At 62.6% G+C, this 18,111-nt stretch carries 15 protein-coding genes; 2 read left to right on the top strand and 13 right to left on the bottom strand.

The features are described from left to right. Positions 1 to 18 precede the first annotated feature (18 nt). The 12 genes from parC to rpoZ all read right to left on the bottom strand — a co-directional run bounded on the left by parC (position 19) and on the right by rpoZ (position 15,150). Positions 19 to 2,274: a DNA topoisomerase IV subunit A gene (gene parC, locus ACVWVY_RS25195; protein WP_456628896.1), complete on the bottom strand. Its 2,256-nt coding sequence runs from the start codon at positions 2,272 to 2,274 to the stop codon at positions 19 to 21. A gap of 308 nt (positions 2,275 to 2,582) precedes the next feature. Next, on the bottom strand, positions 2,583 to 3,920 hold the full coding sequence (locus ACVWVY_RS25190) for a hypothetical protein (RefSeq protein ID WP_456628895.1): 1,338 nt from the start codon (positions 3,918 to 3,920) through the stop codon (positions 2,583 to 2,585). A gap of 1 nt (position 3,921) precedes the next feature. After that, positions 3,922 to 6,714, bottom strand: coding sequence for a patatin-like phospholipase family protein (locus tag ACVWVY_RS25185; protein WP_456628894.1), 2,793 nt, complete (start codon positions 6,712 to 6,714; stop codon positions 3,922 to 3,924). Positions 6,715 to 6,851: 137 nt separating this feature from the next. After that, entirely contained in the window at positions 6,852 to 7,592 is a 741-nt protein-coding gene (gene recO / locus ACVWVY_RS25180; protein WP_456628893.1) for a DNA repair protein RecO, read from the bottom strand. Positions 7,593 to 7,656: 64 nt separating this feature from the next. Further along, positions 7,657 to 8,037: a hypothetical protein gene (locus ACVWVY_RS25175; RefSeq protein ID WP_456628892.1), complete on the bottom strand. Its 381-nt coding sequence runs from the start codon at positions 8,035 to 8,037 to the stop codon at positions 7,657 to 7,659. A gap of 59 nt (positions 8,038 to 8,096) precedes the next feature. Continuing rightward, a complete protein-coding gene (gene era / locus ACVWVY_RS25170; protein WP_456628891.1) occupies positions 8,097 to 9,026 on the bottom strand; it encodes a GTPase Era in 930 nt (309 codons plus the stop codon). Then, positions 9,016 to 9,834 carry a ribonuclease III gene (gene rnc, locus ACVWVY_RS25165; RefSeq protein ID WP_456628890.1) on the bottom strand — a complete coding sequence of 273 codons (819 nt, stop codon included), beginning with the start codon at positions 9,832 to 9,834 and terminating at the stop codon, positions 9,016 to 9,018. The genes era and rnc overlap by 11 nt, the downstream gene beginning before the upstream one ends. Continuing rightward, on the bottom strand, positions 9,831 to 10,589 hold the full coding sequence (lepB, locus tag ACVWVY_RS25160) for a signal peptidase I (RefSeq protein WP_456628889.1): 759 nt from the start codon (positions 10,587 to 10,589) through the stop codon (positions 9,831 to 9,833). The genes rnc and lepB overlap by 4 nt, the downstream gene beginning before the upstream one ends. A gap of 280 nt (positions 10,590 to 10,869) precedes the next feature. After that, positions 10,870 to 11,289 carry a holo-ACP synthase gene (gene acpS, locus ACVWVY_RS25155; RefSeq protein WP_456628888.1) on the bottom strand — a complete coding sequence of 140 codons (420 nt, stop codon included), beginning with the start codon at positions 11,287 to 11,289 and terminating at the stop codon, positions 10,870 to 10,872. Next, a complete protein-coding gene (locus ACVWVY_RS25150; RefSeq protein ID WP_456628887.1) occupies positions 11,286 to 12,050 on the bottom strand; it encodes a pyridoxine 5'-phosphate synthase in 765 nt (254 codons plus the stop codon). Before ACVWVY_RS25150 ends, acpS begins: the two co-directional genes overlap by 4 nt. Before the next feature lie 125 nt (positions 12,051 to 12,175). Next, complete coding sequence (locus tag ACVWVY_RS25145) at positions 12,176 to 14,467, bottom strand: RelA/SpoT family protein (RefSeq protein WP_456628886.1); 2,292 nt, start codon at positions 14,465 to 14,467, stop codon at positions 12,176 to 12,178. 290 nt (positions 14,468 to 14,757) lie between these two features. Continuing rightward, a complete protein-coding gene (gene rpoZ / locus ACVWVY_RS25140; protein WP_024512695.1) occupies positions 14,758 to 15,150 on the bottom strand; it encodes a DNA-directed RNA polymerase subunit omega in 393 nt (130 codons plus the stop codon). Between the two features lie 354 nt (positions 15,151 to 15,504). Here rpoZ and ACVWVY_RS25135 point away from each other — a divergent pair, with 354 nt between their 5' ends. Both ACVWVY_RS25135 and ACVWVY_RS25130 read left to right on the top strand, forming a co-directional pair. Next, the gene (locus ACVWVY_RS25135; protein WP_456628885.1) at positions 15,505 to 16,134 is read left to right on the top strand and encodes a LabA-like NYN domain-containing protein; all 630 of its coding nucleotides are present in this window, start codon (positions 15,505 to 15,507) and stop codon (positions 16,132 to 16,134) included. A gap of 143 nt (positions 16,135 to 16,277) precedes the next feature. Next, positions 16,278 to 16,931: a uracil-DNA glycosylase gene (locus tag ACVWVY_RS25130; RefSeq protein ID WP_456628884.1), complete on the top strand. Its 654-nt coding sequence runs from the start codon at positions 16,278 to 16,280 to the stop codon at positions 16,929 to 16,931. 91 nt (positions 16,932 to 17,022) lie between these two features. On the opposite strand, the gene ACVWVY_RS25125 is transcribed toward ACVWVY_RS25130, so the two are convergent. Beyond that, the gene (locus ACVWVY_RS25125) at positions 17,023 to 18,009 is read right to left on the bottom strand and encodes a GlxA family transcriptional regulator (RefSeq protein ID WP_456628883.1); all 987 of its coding nucleotides are present in this window, start codon (positions 18,007 to 18,009) and stop codon (positions 17,023 to 17,025) included. Positions 18,010 to 18,111 lie beyond the last annotated feature (102 nt).

Genomic DNA, 18,111 nt, shown 5'->3' with positions numbered 1-18,111 from the left:
TAATCCAGCCTCCCTGCGCTACTCCACCCCGCGCAAGAACTTGTTCGACTTCGGCAGGCCGCCCGCGAGGCGGCCGGCGTCGGCGCGGTTGCCGCGCCAGTCGGACAATTCCTTGGCGCTCATGCTCTGCTCGCGGCCGGCGGAATCCTTCCAGGTCAACCCCGCCTTGAGCTCGAACACAGCGACATCGGACAGCTTGGCGCTGGAATACTTTTGCAACCGCACGCCACGCCCACGCGCCATTTCCGGCACCTGGTCGAGCGGGAACAGCACCATCTTGTGGTTGGTGCCGATCGCGGCAACGGTGTCACCCTGCACGGTCGCGATCGCGCAGGCCTCGTTCGGCATGGTGACGTTGAGCACCTGCTTGCCCTTGCGGGTGTTGCCGACGCAATCCTCTTCCTTGACGACGAAGCCCTGCCCTTCGCTGCTCGCGATCAGGAATTTGCGTTCACCCTTGTTGACGAACAGCGAGACGATCGCGGCATCCTGCTCCATGTCGATGAACATGCGGATCGGCTCGCCATGGCCGCGGCCGCCCGGCAGTTTTGCGACATCGAGCGAATAGAATTTGCCGTTGGTGGCAAACAGCAGCAGTTTTGACGTGGTCTCGGCGAAGAAGGCGTGGTCGAGCTTGTCGTCGGTCTTGAAGGCGAGCCCCGAGATATCCTCGACATGCCCCTTCAGCGTGCGCACCCAACCCTTCTCGGAAATCACCACCGTGCACGGCTCGCGCTCGACAAAGGCTTCCTCGATCGCGGCGAGATCGTGCTCGGGCGCGTCGGCGAACATCGTGCGGCGCTTGCCGAGCGGCGTCTTCGGTCCAAAAAGGTCGCGGACCTTGCGGACCTGCTCGCCGACCTTGGACCATTGCTCGGTCTCCGAACCGAGCAGCGACTTGATGCCCTTCAGTTCGCCGCGGAGGTTCTTGTCCTCGGTGCGGATTTCGAACTCCTCGAGCTTGCGCAAGGAGCGCAGCCGCATGTTGAGGATGGCATCGGCCTGGACTTCCGTGAGCTTGAACGCCTTGATCAGCGCCGGCTTCGGCTCGTCCTCGGTGCGGATGATCTTGATCACCTTGTCGATGTTCAAGTACGCGATCAAATAACCGCCGAGAATTTCGAGCCGGTTCTCGATCTGGGTCTTGCGGTAGTTGGAGCGGCGCACCAGCACGTCGCGCAAATGGTCGAGCCACTCGCGCAAACATTCGGCAAGCCCCACCACTTTGGGGATCTTGCCCTTGATCAGCACGTTGAGGTTCAGCGAAATCTTGCTCTCGAGCTCGGTGAGCCGGAACAGCGATTCCATCATCAGCGCCGGATCGACCGCGCGGGATTTCGGCTCGATCACGAGGCGAACGTCTTCGGCGGATTCGTCGCGGACGTCGCCGACCAGCGGCAGCTTCTTCTCGTTCAGCAGCTCGGCGATCTTCTCGACCAGCCGGGATTTCTGCACCAGCCACGGGATCTCGGTGATGACGACCACCCAGGTGCCGCGCGCGCCCTCTTCCTGGGTCCACTTGGCGCGGGTACGGAACGAGCCGCGCCCGGTCATGTAGGCTTCGGCGATGCTTTCCTTGGAGTCGACGATGATGCCGCCGGTCGGGAAATCCGGGCCCTTGACCCATTTCAAGAGCGACTTCGATTTGGCGTCGGGCTTGTCGATCAGATGCAGCGCCGCGTCGCAGAGTTCGGCTGCATTGTGCGGCGGGATCGAGGTGGCCATGCCGACCGCGATGCCCTGCGAACCGTTGGCGAGCAGATTCGGGAAGCCGCCGGGCAGAACCACCGGCTCCTTGCTCTGTCCGTCGTAATTGGGGCGGAACTCGACGCCGTCCTCGTCGATACCTTCCAGCAGCAGCCGCGCGACGTCGGTCATGCGCGCTTCGGTGTAGCGGTAGGCGGCCGGATTATCGCCGTCGATATTGCCGAAGTTGCCCTGGCCGTCGACCAGCGGATAACGCGAGGCGAAATCCTGCGCCAGACGCACCATGGCGTCGTAGATCGCCTGGTCGCCATGCGGATGGAACGAGCCCATCACGTCGCCGACGATCTTGGCGGACTTCTTGAAGGGGGTGCCGGGGTCGAGGCGCAACAGGCGCATGCCGTAGAGGATGCGCCGGTGCACCGGCTTCAGCCCGTCGCGGGCGTCCGGCAGCGCGCGGTGCATGATGGTCGAGAGCGCATAGGCGAGATAGCGCTCTTCCAGCGCATCGCGCAGCATCACCTCGTGGATTTCGGCCGGCTCTTCCGGCGGTAGCTGTCGTTTTCCCATGGGGAGGCGTTAAACTTTTCGGCTGAATCGGGCAAGACGCGAATGGGAACTTCCGCCGTTCCGACGCGTGCAAGGCCCATAACCACAGGTGTTTGTGGCGAAAAATGGCTGGGGCCACCGTGCGGTTGATGGGCCGCGGCGTATGGATCCCTGCGTTCGCAGGGACGACGCCCGGTGGTGACACGTCAACCCGTCGAACTGATTCGCGCCCGATTCCTCGTCACCGCGTTGATGAACCCGCCCCTGGCGTCGGAATGGCCCTGCCTGCGTGGCTCGGCCTCCCGTGCAGGGACACCCCGGGGAGCCGGCTAGGGCTTGTGATCGATGAGAATCATCTCGCTCTTAAGCTTACCGTCGATCTCCTCGATCCGGACACTTTTAAGCCTGTAGGGATATTTCATTTCGTCCATGAGATCGGCAAGCTTGAGTCCTGCGGGATTGTCGATGTACCGGGTCCACGACCCCGGATTGTAGTATTTGCGGCCATTCTCCTCGATCTCCTCCGGAAGATGGGTGTGGCCGAGCACGACAATCTCGGCGCCGGCGAGCCATTTACCCCTGGCAATCTTGGCGCAGGCGGCGCGAACGTCGATCCTTCCGGTTTCGATGATGCCGAGTACCTCGCCACCCGTCGATCCAACTGAGCTCGTGCCGGGCTTGGCGATTTCGATGACGTCGATCCATTTGCTCATCGTGCCGTCGGCCTCCAGCAGGGCGGCCAGCAGTTCGGCGACGTCGTCTTCCGTTGCATATTTCTGCAGCACCTTGTCCGCGGTCATGTCGGGTATCTTCAGAAGATCCCTGCACAGGCCGGCGATCTTCTCGCGGAAGAAGGAATCCAGCTGGATGGCATTGAGCAGTTCCGCGCCCGAGGCGGCTGTGCCGGTGGCGCTCAGCGCCGCGCCGGGATGCTGGGCGATGAACCTGCTGCCCAGCCACGCCACCGTTCTCAGGCCCCACGCGTCCTCCCGCAGCAGAACGCGCAAGATTTCGGTCTCGGGGTGCAGGTTATTGGCGAACGGATATTTCGCCGTGAGCGGGTTTACCACCCGCACCACAAACAGCGTGCCGTCGCACATCTGAAGCCGCTTCGGATCGGAGTCGGCGGGCAACGGCAGTATCGGATCCGCCCATTTCGAGAAGCCGTTGACGGTGTCGATGGTGGGAAACAGATGGCCGTGGCTGATATGGAGCCTGTTGCCGTATCTGTAATACGTGTCGGCCTTCAATTCGATGTTGACGTTTCCCGTTTTTGTCCTGAGCAGGTCCCGCACCTCCGGCCAGTAGAGATCGATGTCGTGGTTGCCGGCAAAGATCGTCACGACATTGCCGGGCACCTGAAAATCGGCGATCGCCTTGAAGACCTTGGGATGGCCTTTCAGGAGAGTCTTCAGCTTTTCGACCGACTCTTCCCGCGAGCACCAGTAGTCACGCGAATTCAGGGTGTAGAGGTCGGGGCGGACCATGACGAATTCGAGAAAATCACCGTTGACGATCAACTCGATCTCGCCCTTCTTGCCGCGGTCGGTCAGCAATTGCTCGGCGAGGAATTTGGCAAACTGGTTCTTGTCATCGACGAAATCGTCGCTGGAGCTGCCGTCGCCCATATGCAGGTCGCTGACGATCAGGGTCAGGGGCTTTTGCATGTCAGTTCACCGGTGCTTTGAGGTCGAGGGGACATTGCAGCGAGTACCAGAGGCCGAGCGGTTTGTCGTCCGACAGCAGCTTCTTGCGCAAATCGAACAGGATCGATCCGACGGCTTCTTTGCCGGCATAGCGCTCCATGAAGGCCTTGGCGAAAATCGCTGCGAACAAGGTCGGGATCGGGAAAGACGGCGCGATCAGTCCCGCGGCCCGGCGCTTCCTGAATTCCGTGCGGAACGAGAGGAACGAAAGCGGAGAGGTGTTGCCCGCATCACAGGCGTTGATGAACACGACGGGCCAGTTGGAAAACTTCTCGCCGTCCACATGGTAGGGGGTGAAGGCGGTCGACGCTTCGAACTCCAACCTGTCGGCCGTTCCGTGGCAGAAGAAGTAGATCAGGCTGGCGTCCGGCGGCTTCCTCCGGATCGCGGTCAGTACCTGCTTGTATCCAGCGGCATAGTCGCCGCTGCTGGCTAACACCGAGTCAAAATAGGCTTTCTGGAACTGCACCGGCAGCAGGTCCCGCCCCTTCCAGGCCGGGGCGAGATCGATGCTGGCATTCAGCCCCATGCTGACATGCAGCTTGCCGCCCTGCTGACGGTTCGAAGGCAGCTTCTCCGCGCTCGACGTGGCGATCAGCAACGACTCGATGATGAAGCGATTTCCCCAAAACATGTCCGGCTGCAGATTTTCCTTCGGCTCACCGTCGATAATGGAGAGCGGATAAAACAATTCCCAGGGGAAGACGACGTCGTCGGTGATCACCGTAATCCTGGACCCGTCGGGCAGCTTTTCAATCAGTTCGATGGCTTCTTCAAAAACCTCATCCTCGCGGAAAAGCTTGTGGAGCTTGTAGCCGGCGCTCGCCGTGATACCCATCAGCTTCTGCGCTTCGTCGCGCGAGGCAGCATTGTCAGGCAGATGCAGTTGCGCATCGGTATTGCGCCACAGCGCACTCTCCGCGACCTGCTTCAGGTCGTTGTTGATATAGGTGTCGTAAGCCGCCTTGAGCGCAGCCGGTGTTGCCTTTGAAGCGATCCGGGGCCGGCTCTGCACGCCGTCGATATTCCAGTAAACCTGCCAGGCGGCACCTTCGTTCGTGATCGTAATCGTCGCGACCCGCTCCTCGGGCTTGCTGGCAGCGACACCGTCGAGGTCGATATCGATCACAGGCGCCGGATGCGCCTCGCGGTCCAACACCTCGACCAGACGAATTTCGATGAAGAAGCTGTGGATGAGCGCGTTCGCCTTGGTCAGCATGACGAAGACGCCGCAAGGACCGCTGGCGCGGCGCGCGAGGTCGGCCGGCTGCGGTGCTCGGAGCTTGAAGCGCGGCTTTTCGCCTGTCAGAACGCCATTCTCGAACTTCAGGATTTGAAATGGGCTGCATTCGCCGAGAGCGAACCCACTCGGCGCGACGGATATTCCCAGTTCGGCGGAAGGTCCGGAAGTGGCCGAGATCAGCCTCGCGCCGGTCACCACGGTCAGCGCATCATTTGAACCCGCTCCGTAGTCGACGACCAAATCGAATGGCTTGCCCCAAACCACCTCGTCGACACCGACACCGTCGGCGTTGCCCTCCAGCTTGAAGATGAGTCCCGGGCGTTCCGGGACAGCAATCATCGGAGCGAGACGATCCAGGATACCCTTCAAATCCACAGGCGACGGCGGTAAGTTTAGGTACCCAGACAGTTGGTTCGGCTCAAGTGAACTCCGCTTCACCGCACCGTGCTCGGCAGCCGGCGGGCCCCTTGGGTCATCAACAAAATCCCGTGGCCTGCGGCTGGCCCCGCGCGACCTGCGGCGCCTGGGCGCCCTGCCCGGATATATCTCCGTCGAGAGGTATTCGCCGGAAACGGTGTGCACCGCGACAGGCGCATCCCCGCGCTTCTGCTCCCAGGGCTTGCCGGCAATAGCGCGGTTGGTCGCGGCGAAAGCCGCACGAAATTCGGGATTCCCGGACGGGCGCGACTTCGGGTCCACGAAGCCGGTCGCGCCACTCGAATTGGACAGCGCATGAACAATATCGACGGTGGTCAGGTCGAAGGCCCCGGCCGAGAGCGGTCGGGGGCGTTTCTCTTCGGTGATCCTGCCGAGGGCGAGATTGTTTCCGATGGCCTGGATGTCGTAGTCGATCCGGGTGACGTTGGCGATTTCACGCGCCCGCGCGCGCTGCCATTCGGGCTCCCCGGAGAAAGGTCGCTTGCGCGCCCAGGGATCGACGACAAAGACGAGCAGACGGCGAGCTTCCTCGTGCAAGATGAATTGAAGGGTGGTGACTGAAAGCCAATCGTCGTTCCAGTAACGCTCGCCGTTGATTTCGATCGAGAACCTGTCCGGGCTCGCCAGACTGCAGGCCAGGATGTGGTCAGCAGTAACCATGGATCTCGAACTGTCGAAGAACGTGTAACTGCCCCGTGCCACGCTGGTCGCCAACGTGGTCATACGAACCGGTCCGTTGTTCAGCAGGTCGAAGTCCACGAGACGAAAGAGGGTAGCGTGCGACGTGTCATAGAGACGGCGCTCGGTAGTGGCCTGAGCATCCGGGGACTGCGGCCAGACCCACGGATCGCGCTGGTACCAGTGCCAGAAGTCGCGAAGGGCAACCATCCGGCGCTCGGGCGAATTACCGGCAATAATCGCCGCCGAAATGGCGCCGCCTGAACTGCCGCACACCCATTGGATATCGATGCCAGCTCGCTCCAGCGCCGCCAGCGCCCCGGCATGATGCGGCACCGCGGTCACATCACCGAGCAGAACGAGAACCGGCGTTGCCTTGATGTCAGCGATCGCCAATGGCAGCTCCCTCCGCCCGGCATTCTAGACAGTATGGCGCGGCAACTTCAACAGCAAGTCGCAGCCCGGACGCCCTGCACCCGAGGCGTGATCGGATGCGTGATCGCGCCGCCGCCGCAAACGCGGAGAATGCCGGCCTAGGCGCGCGCCCGCCGCTTCATCACCGCGTTGATAAAACCGTCCCTGGCGTCGGAATGGCCCTGCCCGCGCGGCTCCAGCACGTGGCGGAGCAGGAACAGCCCGGTCAGGCGAAAACCGTCCTGAAGATCCTGGTCCGACCAGCCGTTCGCCCCGCCCTCGCCTTCGCGCAGGAAGGCCGGCAGCCGGAGCAGCCGGTCACGGTAAGGTTCGCCCGCCCGCCGCGACACCGCGCCGCCGGATTTTGGCGAGACGTAGATCAGGTCCGCGGTCTCGCCGGTGGCGGCGCAGTTTTCCAGATCGAGGCCGAAGCCGAGTTCGGCGAGCATCGCGAGCTCGAACCTGATGAGGTGGGCGGCCGCGCCGCCGGCATCGTCAAAGTCGTCAAGCGTGCGGTCGAGCATCTCGTAGATGTCCTCGTGCGGGTCGCGCTCCGGCAGCAGCCGCACCAGCGAAGCCAGATGGGTGACGCCATAGGTCGCGTGGGCCGACGCCAGCAGGGTGGCCGCGCGCAAGCGCGTGCCCTCGATGGCGTAATATCCGAGATGCTCGTCGAGCCGCGCCCGCCACACCGTGGTGACGCTGTTGCCCGGCTGCAGCAACGGCCGCATCCGCTTGCCCGCGCCGCCTCGCACCAGGCCGAGATGACGGCCATGCCCGCGCGTCAGCAGCTCGACGATGGCAGAGGATTCGCCATGCCGCCGCACGCCCAGCACGATGCCTTCGTCGGTCCATTCCATAAGGTGGAGATTACAGGATTTCGGAGCATGCGGGGTGGGCAAAGCGCAGCGTGCCCACCGACGATCACGCGTTGAACCACCCCACCGCGTCGCCGGTGAAGGAGAAGTACAGCCCTAGCGCCGCCAGCGTACAGGAGACTATCTCGATGCCACTCTCGAATTGCACGCCGTTCTGGCCGATCACCAGTACCAGCGAGATCACCGACAGCACCAGGGCTGCGGTCAGCACCCAGCGTGGCCAGTTCTTGCGGCGTTGCGCTGCGAGCCTGACGAAGTAGACCAGCAACAGGATCAGGCCGGCCGCCATCACGGTGTCCATGTCGATCATCGGCGCGTTCATTTCGGCCTTGGGCGTGCGGTCGCGGAACGCCGCGGACACCGAATCCAGCGTCAGCGCCAAATACAGCAGAACCTCAAACCACAGCACGTTGCGGGGTACGCTCATCGGGCATGTACTTCTTTATTGCCTGGATCGGGCCTCGATCATTGCAGATCATTCCTCGATCATTCCCTGGGGAATTCCAGTCCCATTTCCCGGTAGCGGTCGGGGTCGTCGCCCCAGTTCTCGCGCACCTTGACGAACAGGAACAGGTGCACGGGCACGCCCACGATCTCTGCGATCTCCTTGCGCGAATCCGCGCCGATCGACTTGATGGTGGCGCCGCCCTTGCCGAGCACGATCTTGCGCTGGCTCTCGCGCTCGACAAAAATCGTCTGCTCGAGGCGGACCGATTTGTCCTTGCGCTCGGTCCAGCTGTCGGTCTCGACGGTGGACTGATATGGCAGTTCCTGATGGAGCTGGCGGTAAATCTTCTCGCGGGTAATTTCGGCCGCCAGATGCCGCAGCGGCGCATCCGACATCTGGTCCTCGGGGTAATGAAACGGTCCCGGCGGCACGCTCTTCGCAAGCGTCTTGCGCAAATCGGCGACGCCGTCGCCCGACAGTGCCGAGATCATGAAGGTGCTTTCGAATTTCATGCGCTCATTGGCGGCCTGCGCCAGCGCCAAAAGCTTCTCGCGCGGAATCAGGTCGATCTTGTTCAGCACCAGGATTTTCGGGTGCTGGACCGTGGCAAGCTTGTTCAGGATCGCATCAGCCTCCTCGTCGATGCCCGCTTTCGCATCGAGCAGCACGCAAACGAGGTCGGCGTCATGGGCGCCGCTCCAGGCGGTGGACACCATGGCGCGGTCAAGCCTTCGCTTCGGCGAGAAGATGCCGGGCGTATCGACCAGGATGATCTGGGCGTTGTCCTCGATCACAATGCCGCGGATCAAGGCGCGGGTCGTCTGCACCTTGCGCGAGACGATGGTGACCTTGGAGCCGACCAGCGCGTTGACGAGCGTCGACTTGCCGACATTGGGCGCGCCGATCAGCGCGACGAAACCGCAAGCGGTCTCGCCGGACGACGCGGGGGGTGACGATTCAACTGTCATTGCTGCCACCGCCGACACCTTCGCGTTCGATCATCACGGACGCCGCCACTTTCTCAGCGGCGCGCTTGGAGCCGCCGACACCTTCGGCGGGCGTCAGTCCCGGCAGGTCGACGGCGACGCGGAACTGCGGGTCATGATGCGGTCCGGTGCGCTCGATCTCGCGATAGACCGGCGTCGGCAATCCCTTGCTCTGGGCCCATTCCTGCAACACCGTCTTGGGGTCGCGCAGCGGCCGGCGCGGCTTGCGCATCCGTTCCAGCCAGTTGCGTTCGACAAATTGCGACGCCGCCGCATAGCCGCCGTCGAGATAGATCGCGCCGATCACGGCCTCGCAGATGTCGCCGAGCACGGATTTGCGCAAGCGCGCGCCCGCCCCCGCACCGACCGCGCCGAGCTTGATGTCGTCGAGCAGTCCGAGCGATTTTGCGACGTCCGCGCAGCTTTCCTTGCGCACGAGATCGGCGAGCCGTTTTGACAATTCGCCCTCGTCGGCCCGCGGATAGGCCCGATAAAGCATGTCGGAGATAATCAGCCCGAGCACGTGATCGCCGAGGAATTCCAGCCGCTGATAGCTGTCGGCGCGATGACGCGTGGCGGGCTTCAGGGCCGAGACATGGGTAAAGGCGGTCGTCAGCAGCGCGGGATCGGAAAATTTGTAGCCGATGCGGCCCTCGATCGCGGCAGCGGCCGCCTTGGCCCCGGCCTTGCCGCGCTTCTTCTTCGGCGCAGCGACGCCGGCGGCTTCGGCCTGCTGGCCCGGCTCGCCCGAGGTCGATGTATCAGGAATGATCGCTGTTTCGTCGTTCATCGCACGATTGTGAATAGGCGATTCCAGCGCACGGCCGTCGGCCAGCGCCAGAACATCCAGGCATGTTCGCCCTCGGCAATGGAGAAGAAGATCATCTGCGCCCGGCCGACGATGTTCTCGAACGGCACATAGCCCACCGCCGACAGCACACGGCTATCAGTCGAGTTGTCGCGGTTGTCGCCCATCATGAAGAAATGGCCGGCGGGCACGGTGTAGACGTTGGTGTTGTCGTAGAAGCCGTTATCGACGCAATCGAGCGATTCATAGCTGACGCCGTTCGGCAGCGTTTCCTTCCAGCGCTTGACGCGCGCGGTGGCGTCGGAGCCGCAAGGGTCTTCGCCGATGAAGTCGGAAAGCCGCTCGCGCTTGACTGGCTTGTCGTTGATGTGCAGCAAGCCTTCCCGCATCTGGATGCGGTCGCCCGGCAAGCCGATCACGCGCTTGATGTAATCGGTGGAGTCGTCCTTCGGCAGGCGGAACACCAAGATGTCGCCCCGGTTCGGCTCCGAACCGAAGATGCGGCCCGAGAACAGCGGCGGCGACAGCGGAATCGAATAGTGGCTGTAGCCGTAGGAATATTTCGAGACGAACAGGTAATCGCCGACCAGAAGCGTCGCCTTCATCGATCCCGAGGGGATGTTGAACGGCTGGAACAGGAAGGTGCGGATCACAAGCGCGATCAGGAGAGCGTGGATGACGACGCGGATGGTTTCACCCAAGCCGCTTTCAGATTTTGTGCTGGAGGTCACGCTCATCGCTTTCCCAATTCCCGCAGGCCTTTGCCCGCACGGTGGCAGAACGTTTTCCGCACGCGAATCGCCGATCCGTTCGCGTCAGGAAAATGGTCTCAATACTGATGTTGAGAGCCAATTCCGGCACTAACCTGAATCGGCCCTGGCTCGAACACGTTGCTCGCGGCGTTTTAGACGGTTGTTCGTGGGCGCGCAATCAAGCGCCTTGTCAAAACTTTATAATACATTGATAAATCAATGTTTTTTAGTTTTGCCGCATCCCCGGCGCAAACGCCTGCGCGGTTCAGGGTTTGCCGGGAACGACCGCCGAAATTATGACGAAGGCCTGCGCCAGCGGCCAGTCATCGGTGATCGACAGATCGATCCGCGCCTCGAACCCCTCCGGCGTCAGCGCCTCCAGCCGCGCCAGCGCGCCGCCGGTGAGTTTCATGGTGGGACGGCCGCCTGGCAGGTTCACCACCCCCATGTCCCGCCACCAGACGCCGCGCCGGATCCCGGTGCCGAGCGCCTTGGAACAGGCCTCCTTGGCGGCGAATCGCTTGGCGTAGGTCGCGACCACCAACTTTTCGCTGTTGGCGCGTCGCGCCGCCCGGGCGCGCTCGGCGTCGGTGAAAATGCGGTCGAGGAAGCGATCGCCATGGCGTTCGATCACCTTGGCAACCCTTGTGATGTCGATCAGGTCGGAGCCGATGCCGATGATCATGGCCGGGCCGCGATCTTCTGGCGGCCGCGGTCCATTGCCGCCCGCATCTGCCGCACGGTCTCGCCAAGGCCTACGAACAACGCCTCGCCCATCATGAAGTAGCCGATGTTGAGTTCGGCGATCTCGGGCAGCGCGGAAATCGTCTCCGCGGTCTGGTAGTCGAGGCCGTGGCCGGCATGGACCTCCAGCCCCGCAGCTCGCCCCAGGGCCGCCCCCTTAACGATTCGCTGCCATTCCGCCTCGGCCTTGGCGGCGTGGCCGTCGACCACGGCGTCGCACCAGCCGCCGGTATGGATCTCGATGACAGGCGCGCGCAATATTGCCGCCATCTCGATCTGTTGCGGGTCGGCCGAGATGAACAGCGAAACCCGGATGCCGGCATCGCCCAACCGCGCGATGAAGGGGGCCAGCGCATTGTGCTGGCCGACCACGTCCAGGCCGCCCTCGGTGGTGAGTTCCTCCCGCCGTTCCGGCACGAGGCACACCGCGTGGGGCTTGGTGGCGAGCGAAATCCGCAGCATGTCTTCGGTGGCCGCCATCTCGAAATTCAGCGGCTTCGATATCTCGGCCTTCAGCCGGGTCATGTCGCTGTCGCGGATGTGGCGGCGGTCCTCGCGCAGATGCGCGGTGATGCCGTCGGCGCCCGCCTCGATCGCGGCCAGCGCGGCGCGCACCGGATCCGGCCGTTCGCCGCCCCGCGCATTGCGAAGGGTCGCGACGTGATCGACATTTACACCGAGGCGCAGCGGGGGCACGGACATGGCGGATCTCTCAGGCAATCTGACGCGACATCGTTAGCACAAAGTGCCACGCGCGGGCGTGACCCGCGCACCCATCTAATTGAGAAGGATGGATTGCCGGGTCAAGTCCAACGTGAAGATACCGCCTATCCGTTGACGCGCTCAACCTTGGCGACGACGGCTTTGGCGCGCAATTGAGCGATAATTGCACTGAGATGCTTGAGGTCATAGACCTCGAGATCGATGGTCAGCTCGGTGAAATCCGGCGAGCGGCGCGACATGCTGATATTGTCGATGTTGCCGTCGTGCTCGGCGATCACGGTGGCGACCTGGGCGAGGCTGCCGGGCTCGTTGACGTTGTGGACGAGGATTCGCGCCGGGAAACGCTGCGGCATGGTCTCGTCGATGTCCCAGCGCACGTCGAGCCAGCGCTCCGGCTCCTCCTCGAAATCCTTCAGCGCCGGCGACTGGATCGGATAGATCGTGATCCCCTCGCCCGGCGTGACGATACCGATGATGCGGTCGCCCGGCACCGCACCGCCATTGGGGGCGAACTTGACCGGCAAATCGGAATTGATGCCACGCACCGGGATGACGGACGCGCTGCGCGCCGGGTGCGGCGGCGATTTCAGCTTCAGTTTGACCGCGAGGCTCTTCTTGGCCCCGTAGCGCACCATCCGCTCTTCCTTGTAGTCCGGATACATGGCGCGGGCGACGTCGGAGGCTTTCAGTTCACCGCGCCCGACGGAGGCCATCACATCCTCGATCGAGATGCGCGCCAGTCTTGGAAGTGCACCCTTCAGCTTGTCGTCGGCGTATTCGATCTTGGCGCGGGCAAACAGGCGGTCGACGATGCGGCGGCCGAGGCCAGCATATTGATCGCGCACCGCCGTGCGGGTCGCGCGGCGGATCGCGGCGCGGGCCTTGCCGGTGACCGCCAGCGATTCCCAGGCCGAGGGCGGCGCCGACTGGGCGACCGAGGTCAAAACCTCGACCTCGTCGCCGTTCTGCAGCTCTGACGATAAAGGCGCGAACTTGCCGTTGATCTTGCAGCCGACCGCCGAGTTGCCGACATCGGTGTGAACGGCATAGGCGAAGTCGATCACGTTGGCCTGACGCGGCAGCGCGATCAGCTTGCCCTTCGGGGTGAAGCAGAACACCTGGTCGTGGAACAACTCGAGCTTGGTGTGCTCCAGAAACTCTTCCGGATTGGCGCTTTCGGACAGGATGCCGACGGTATGGCGGAGCCAGGCAAAGGCGTTGGATTCGTGCTTGAGCCGCTCGGTCGGCGAGCCCATGCCTTCCTTGTAGAACGCATGCGCGGCGATGCCGAATTCGGCGATCTGGTTCATTTCCTCGGTGCGGATCTGCAGCTCGACGCGCTGGTTGCCGGGACCGATCACGGTGGTATGGATCGAACGGTAATCGTTCTGCTTCGGCGTCGAGATGTAGTCCTTGAAGCGGCCCGGCACTACCGGCCAGGTGGTGTGCACGACGCCGAGCGCGCGGTAGCAGGCTTCGACATCCGGCATCACGACGCGGAAGCCGTAGATGTCGGAAAGCTGTTCGAAGCCGACCGATTTGCGCTCCATCTTGGTCCAGATCGAAAACGCCTGCTTGCGGCGGCCATAGACGCGCGCGGCAATGCCGTTCTTCTGCAAATTTTTGGAGAGCTGGCTTTCGATCTCGCCGATCAAGTTGCGGTTGCGCTCAGCCAGCGAGTCCAGCCGCTGCATCACCACCGCATAGGCTTCCGGATCGAGCGTATGGAACGAGAGATCCTCGAGCTCCTCGCGCATCTCCTGCATGCCCATGCGGCCGGCGAGCGGGGCATAGATGTCCAGCGTCTCCTCGGCGATGCGGCGGCGGGAGGCGTGCGGGACGAATTCCAGCGTGCGCATGTTGTGCAGGCGATCGGCGAGTTTGATCAAAAGCACGCGAACGTCGTCGGCAATCGCGAGCAAAAGCTTGCGCAAATTCTCGGCCTGCTTGGCCTCGCGCGAGACCAGTTCCAGCCGCTTCAGCTTGGTGAGCCCTTCGACCAGTGCGCCGATCTCGTGGCCGAAGATGTTGTCGATCTCCGCGCGCGTCGCCTCGGTATCCTCGATGGTGTCGTGCAGCAGGGCAGCTACGATGGTGGCGTCATCGAGCTTGAGGTTGGTCAGGATCGCCGCGACCTCGAGCGGATGCGAGAAATAGGGATCGCCGGACGCCCTTGTCTGCGTGCCGTGCGCCTTCATGGCGTAGACATAGGCGCGGTTCAGCAGGTCTTCGTTGGTATCGGGATTATACGACCTGACCCGCTCGACCAGATCGTATTGCCGCATCATGCGCGAGCGCGGCGATTTCGGCTTCTCCGCCACGGGAGACGTCGGCGCGACCGCGACCTGGTTGGTCGCGGCCTGCATTTGCCGGGAGTTGCGGCGCCAATACGCCATCCAATCACTGCCTTCTTCCACCAGACCCGGACGGGTCCCGCCGTTACGTATCTAATGCGTTTTCGAACGGCGATGCACGCCGCTCGGGCCGCAAAACGGTTCAATTTCGCTTGGGCGGCGGCCATCCAAAGCCCACCCGGTGACCTGCCGGCCAGGCGAGTCAGCCCATTTCGGCCGCGCCGCACAAGGACGCATTGTAACCGCAAAAATGTCAACAAAAGCAAAGGCCCGGACAGATGTCCGGGCCTTTGGCAAATCGGGGAGTTTGAGACGGTCCGGAATGTTCCGGATTACTCGTCCTCTTCAGGCTGCTCTTCCGGCGGCGCCAGGCCTTCCAGACCCTTGAGGAGCTCTTCCTCGGTCATGCGCTCGACAGCGACCTCGGTGTCGTCGGCATCGACGCTGGCCCCGGCCGAGCCAATCAATGGCACGGTATCGGGCTCTGGCTCGTCGACCTCGACGAATTTCTGCAGGGAATGAACCAGTTCCTCGCGCAGGTCTTCCGGGGAAATAGTGGAATCGGCGATTTCCCGCAGCGAAACGACCGGGTTCTTGTCGTTGTCACGGTCAACCGTGAGTTGTGAACCGGACGAAATCATACGGGCGCGATGAGCCGCCAGCAACACCAGGTCGAACCGGTTATCGACCTTATCAATGCAATCTTCCACGGTGACGCGCGCCATAGACTGTCGCTCCGTTGTTTGGGGCCAAATATGTCGGTATTGGGGGCTAGTTATAGCGGCGGAGGCTATTTCGCAAGACTAAATTTGTGATTTGCCTTCCTAATGGGCTCTGATACCCCAGCTTCGGGGCCAAAATGGCCGGAGCGTCCAGACGCGGCAGGGTTGCCGGACACGACAAGTAAATCTCTCCATTGCACAGTCAAAAGTATAGGTTTTTCGCCCTCGCCGCACCATAATTGCAGTGGTGACTGTCGTGGGGCACGATTCACCGAACTTTAGGCAACAGAACTGGAAAGTGCGCGCGGTCGATGGCCGCTGCGCTAGAAAAGCTAACAACAACGTGAGAACCATTTGATGTCACCCGCTTCCAACAAGATTGCGCTATTCATCGACGGCGCCAACCTCTACGCAACGGCCAAGACGCTCGGCTTCGACATCGATTACAAACGCCTTCTCAAGGAATTTCAGAGCCGAGGGACGCTGTTGCGTGCGTTCTACTACACGGCGATCATCGAGGATCAGGAATACTCCTCGATCCGTCCACTGATCGATTGGCTCGACTACAACGGCTACACCGTCGTCACCAAGGCGACCAAGGAATTCATCGACGCTTCCGGCCGACGCAAGGTGAAGGGCAACATGGACATCGAACTCGCCGTCGATGCCATGGAACTCGCCGAGCATGTCGACCAGATCGTGCTGTTCTCGGGCGACGGCGATTTCCGCTCGCTGGTGGAGGCGGTGCAGCGTCGTGGTGTTCGCGTCACGGTCGTTTCGACCATTTCGAGCCAGCCGCCGATGATCGCCGACGAGCTGCGTCGCCAGGCCGACGTCTTCACCGATCTCGTCGAACTGCAATCAAAGCTGGGCCGCGATCCGTCCGAGCGTCCGGCCCCGCGCGAGCCGCGGCATCACTCCCCGCAATTCCTGCAGCGTGCCACCACCGTGGCGCCGCGCGGCGGCGACGACGAATTCGACGATTGAGAATAGGCCAGTACGCTGCTAGAGCCTCGGTTCTGATTGAAACAGAACCGGGGCTTTTTGTTTGGCGCGCGTAGTCGACGCGACCGGCCTCGATCGCGGATCCAGGTCCGCGGCCGGCTCTCGCTCGAAAACGCTTTGGACACATGGCTCGTCTCCCCGCCCCTGCTTCTTTCGAACCCGGCCGCGATTGCCCGCTCTGCCCGAGGCTCGCCGAATTTCGCGCGCAGGCGCGCGCGAAAGAGCCGGATTGGCACAATGCGCCGGTTGCTTCGTTCGGCGATGCAAACGCGCAGCTCTTGATTGTCGGGCTCGCGCCCGGCATGCAGGGCGCCAACCGCACCGGACGCCCGTTCACCGGCGACTACGCCGGCGACCTGCTGTATGCGACCCTGCTCGAATACGGCTTTGCGAAAGGCGTCTATCAGGCGCGTCCCGACGACGGACTGAAGCTGGTCGGTTGCCGGATCAGCAACGCGGTGCGCTGCGTGCCGCCGCAGAACAAGCCGTTGCCCGCCGAGATCAACACCTGCCGGCAATTTCTGGTGAAGACCATTGCGACCATGCCGAAGCTTCGCGCGATCGTGGCGCTCGGGCGCATCGCCCATGACTCGACGTTGAAGGCGCTCGGCCTGCGCAATGCGGCCGCGCCGTTTGCGCACGGCGCCGTGCATGAGGCCGGCGACGTCAGGCTTTACGACAGCTATCACTGCTCGCGCTACAACACCAATACGCGGGTGCTGACGCCGGAGATGTTTCGCAACGTGTTTGCGAAGGTGCGGAATGATCTCGATTCGTAGGGTGGACAAAGCGAAGCGTGCCCACCATTGACGCCAACGATTTCGGAGAGAGGTGATGGGCACGCTTCGCTTTGCTAATCCGCCCTGCCGGCTATTGCCTTTGCCCCTGATAAAATCGAGCCCGATAATCCTGCGGCAACACGTGTAGACGGCGGCGGAAAGCGCGCCGCAAGTGCTCTTCACTTTGAAATCCCGCGCGAGCCGCGATTTCCTTGATGCTGGCAACGGATTCTTCCAGCGCCCTGCGGGCGGCCTCGACGCGAAGCTCCTCCACCGCTTTGCCGGGCGTCCGGCCGGTCTTTTGCCGAAATACGCGCGCGAATGTGCGGGGGCTCATTCCTGCTCTTTCGGCCAGACTCTCCACACGCAAATCACGGCGGAGATTATCCTGCATCCAGGTCGAGATATTTTCGAACGCCCTGTCTTCGGACGACTGCAGTGACAGCGGCACGCTGAATTGGGCCTGCCCCCCGGGTCGCTTCAAAAACACCACCAAACGTCGCGCGATACGCATGGCTTCGCGGTGTCCGAGATCATCTTCCAGCAAGGTGAGCGCAAGGTCGATGCCTGCCGTCACCCCCGCAGATGTCCAAACTCCGCGGTCGTGAACGAAGACCGGATCGACCAAGACCGAAACGTCGGGGTATTGGGCGCTGAGCAGCTCGCAGGAGCCCCAATGGGTGACAGCACGTCGCCCATGCAGCAGGCCGGCTGCAGCCAGAACAAACGTACCGGTACAGACGGAGCAGACACGTCTTGCGTTCGGCGCAGCCAAGCGAAACCAGTCGACAAGCGCGGCCTCCGCAGAAGCACGATGAACGCCGGGCCCGCCACCGACGACGAGCGTGTCGATATTGATGCGGTCGCAGTCGGAAAGGGAGGTTGTCATCACCTCCAGGCCGGACGAGGTTCGAACCGGCCCGCCCTTCAACGAGCAGATCTGCCAGACATAGGGCGCACGGCCGGCCTCGGCGTTTTCGCAGGCAAGCTCAAATGCCTGCAGCGGCCCGGCGAAGTCGAGCAGCAGGCAATCCTCGAAGAGAACGAAGACCAGACGGCGGGCTTGGGAACGAGCCATGAGCGGGCCTTGTCAGAGCAAATCTTGGCAGGAAATGCGTGTATTATGACATTTCGGCAAACCCACCGGCCTGTCAACCTGCCTTCGTTCAAAACGGAGGTG

The organism is Bradyrhizobium sp. URHC0002 (genome assembly GCF_054059515.1).
Note: the sequence above shows the minus strand (reverse complement) of the source record. Positions and strands in the feature narration are given on the sequence as shown.

What these genes read in the sequence shown, in the direction of transcription:
- parC (WP_456628896.1), bottom strand. Translation starts at nt 2,274, where the DNA reads ATGGGAAAACGACAGCTACCGCCGGAAGAGCCGGCCGAAATCCACGAG.
- ACVWVY_RS25190 (WP_456628895.1), bottom strand. Translation starts at nt 3,920, where the DNA reads ATGCAAAAGCCCCTGACCCTGATCGTCAGCGACCTGCATATGGGCGAC.
- recO (WP_456628893.1), bottom strand. Translation starts at nt 7,592, where the DNA reads ATGGAATGGACCGACGAAGGCATCGTGCTGGGCGTGCGGCGGCATGGC.
- ACVWVY_RS25175 (WP_456628892.1), bottom strand. Translation starts at nt 8,037, where the DNA reads ATGAGCGTACCCCGCAACGTGCTGTGGTTTGAGGTTCTGCTGTATTTG.
- era (WP_456628891.1), bottom strand. Translation starts at nt 9,026, where the DNA reads ATGACAGTTGAATCGTCACCCCCCGCGTCGTCCGGCGAGACCGCTTGC.
- rnc (WP_456628890.1), bottom strand. Translation starts at nt 9,834, where the DNA reads ATGAACGACGAAACAGCGATCATTCCTGATACATCGACCTCGGGCGAG.
- lepB (WP_456628889.1), bottom strand. Translation starts at nt 10,589, where the DNA reads ATGAGCGTGACCTCCAGCACAAAATCTGAAAGCGGCTTGGGTGAAACC.
- acpS (WP_456628888.1), bottom strand. Translation starts at nt 11,289, where the DNA reads ATGATCATCGGCATCGGCTCCGACCTGATCGACATCACAAGGGTTGCC.
- ACVWVY_RS25150 (WP_456628887.1), bottom strand. Translation starts at nt 12,050, where the DNA reads ATGTCCGTGCCCCCGCTGCGCCTCGGTGTAAATGTCGATCACGTCGCG.
- ACVWVY_RS25145 (WP_456628886.1), bottom strand. Translation starts at nt 14,467, where the DNA reads ATGGCGTATTGGCGCCGCAACTCCCGGCAAATGCAGGCCGCGACCAAC.
- rpoZ (WP_024512695.1), bottom strand. Translation starts at nt 15,150, where the DNA reads ATGGCGCGCGTCACCGTGGAAGATTGCATTGATAAGGTCGATAACCGG.
- ACVWVY_RS25135 (WP_456628885.1), top strand. Translation starts at nt 15,505, where the DNA reads ATGTCACCCGCTTCCAACAAGATTGCGCTATTCATCGACGGCGCCAAC.
- ACVWVY_RS25130 (WP_456628884.1), top strand. Translation starts at nt 16,278, where the DNA reads ATGGCTCGTCTCCCCGCCCCTGCTTCTTTCGAACCCGGCCGCGATTGC.
- ACVWVY_RS25125 (WP_456628883.1), bottom strand. Translation starts at nt 18,009, where the DNA reads ATGGCTCGTTCCCAAGCCCGCCGTCTGGTCTTCGTTCTCTTCGAGGAT.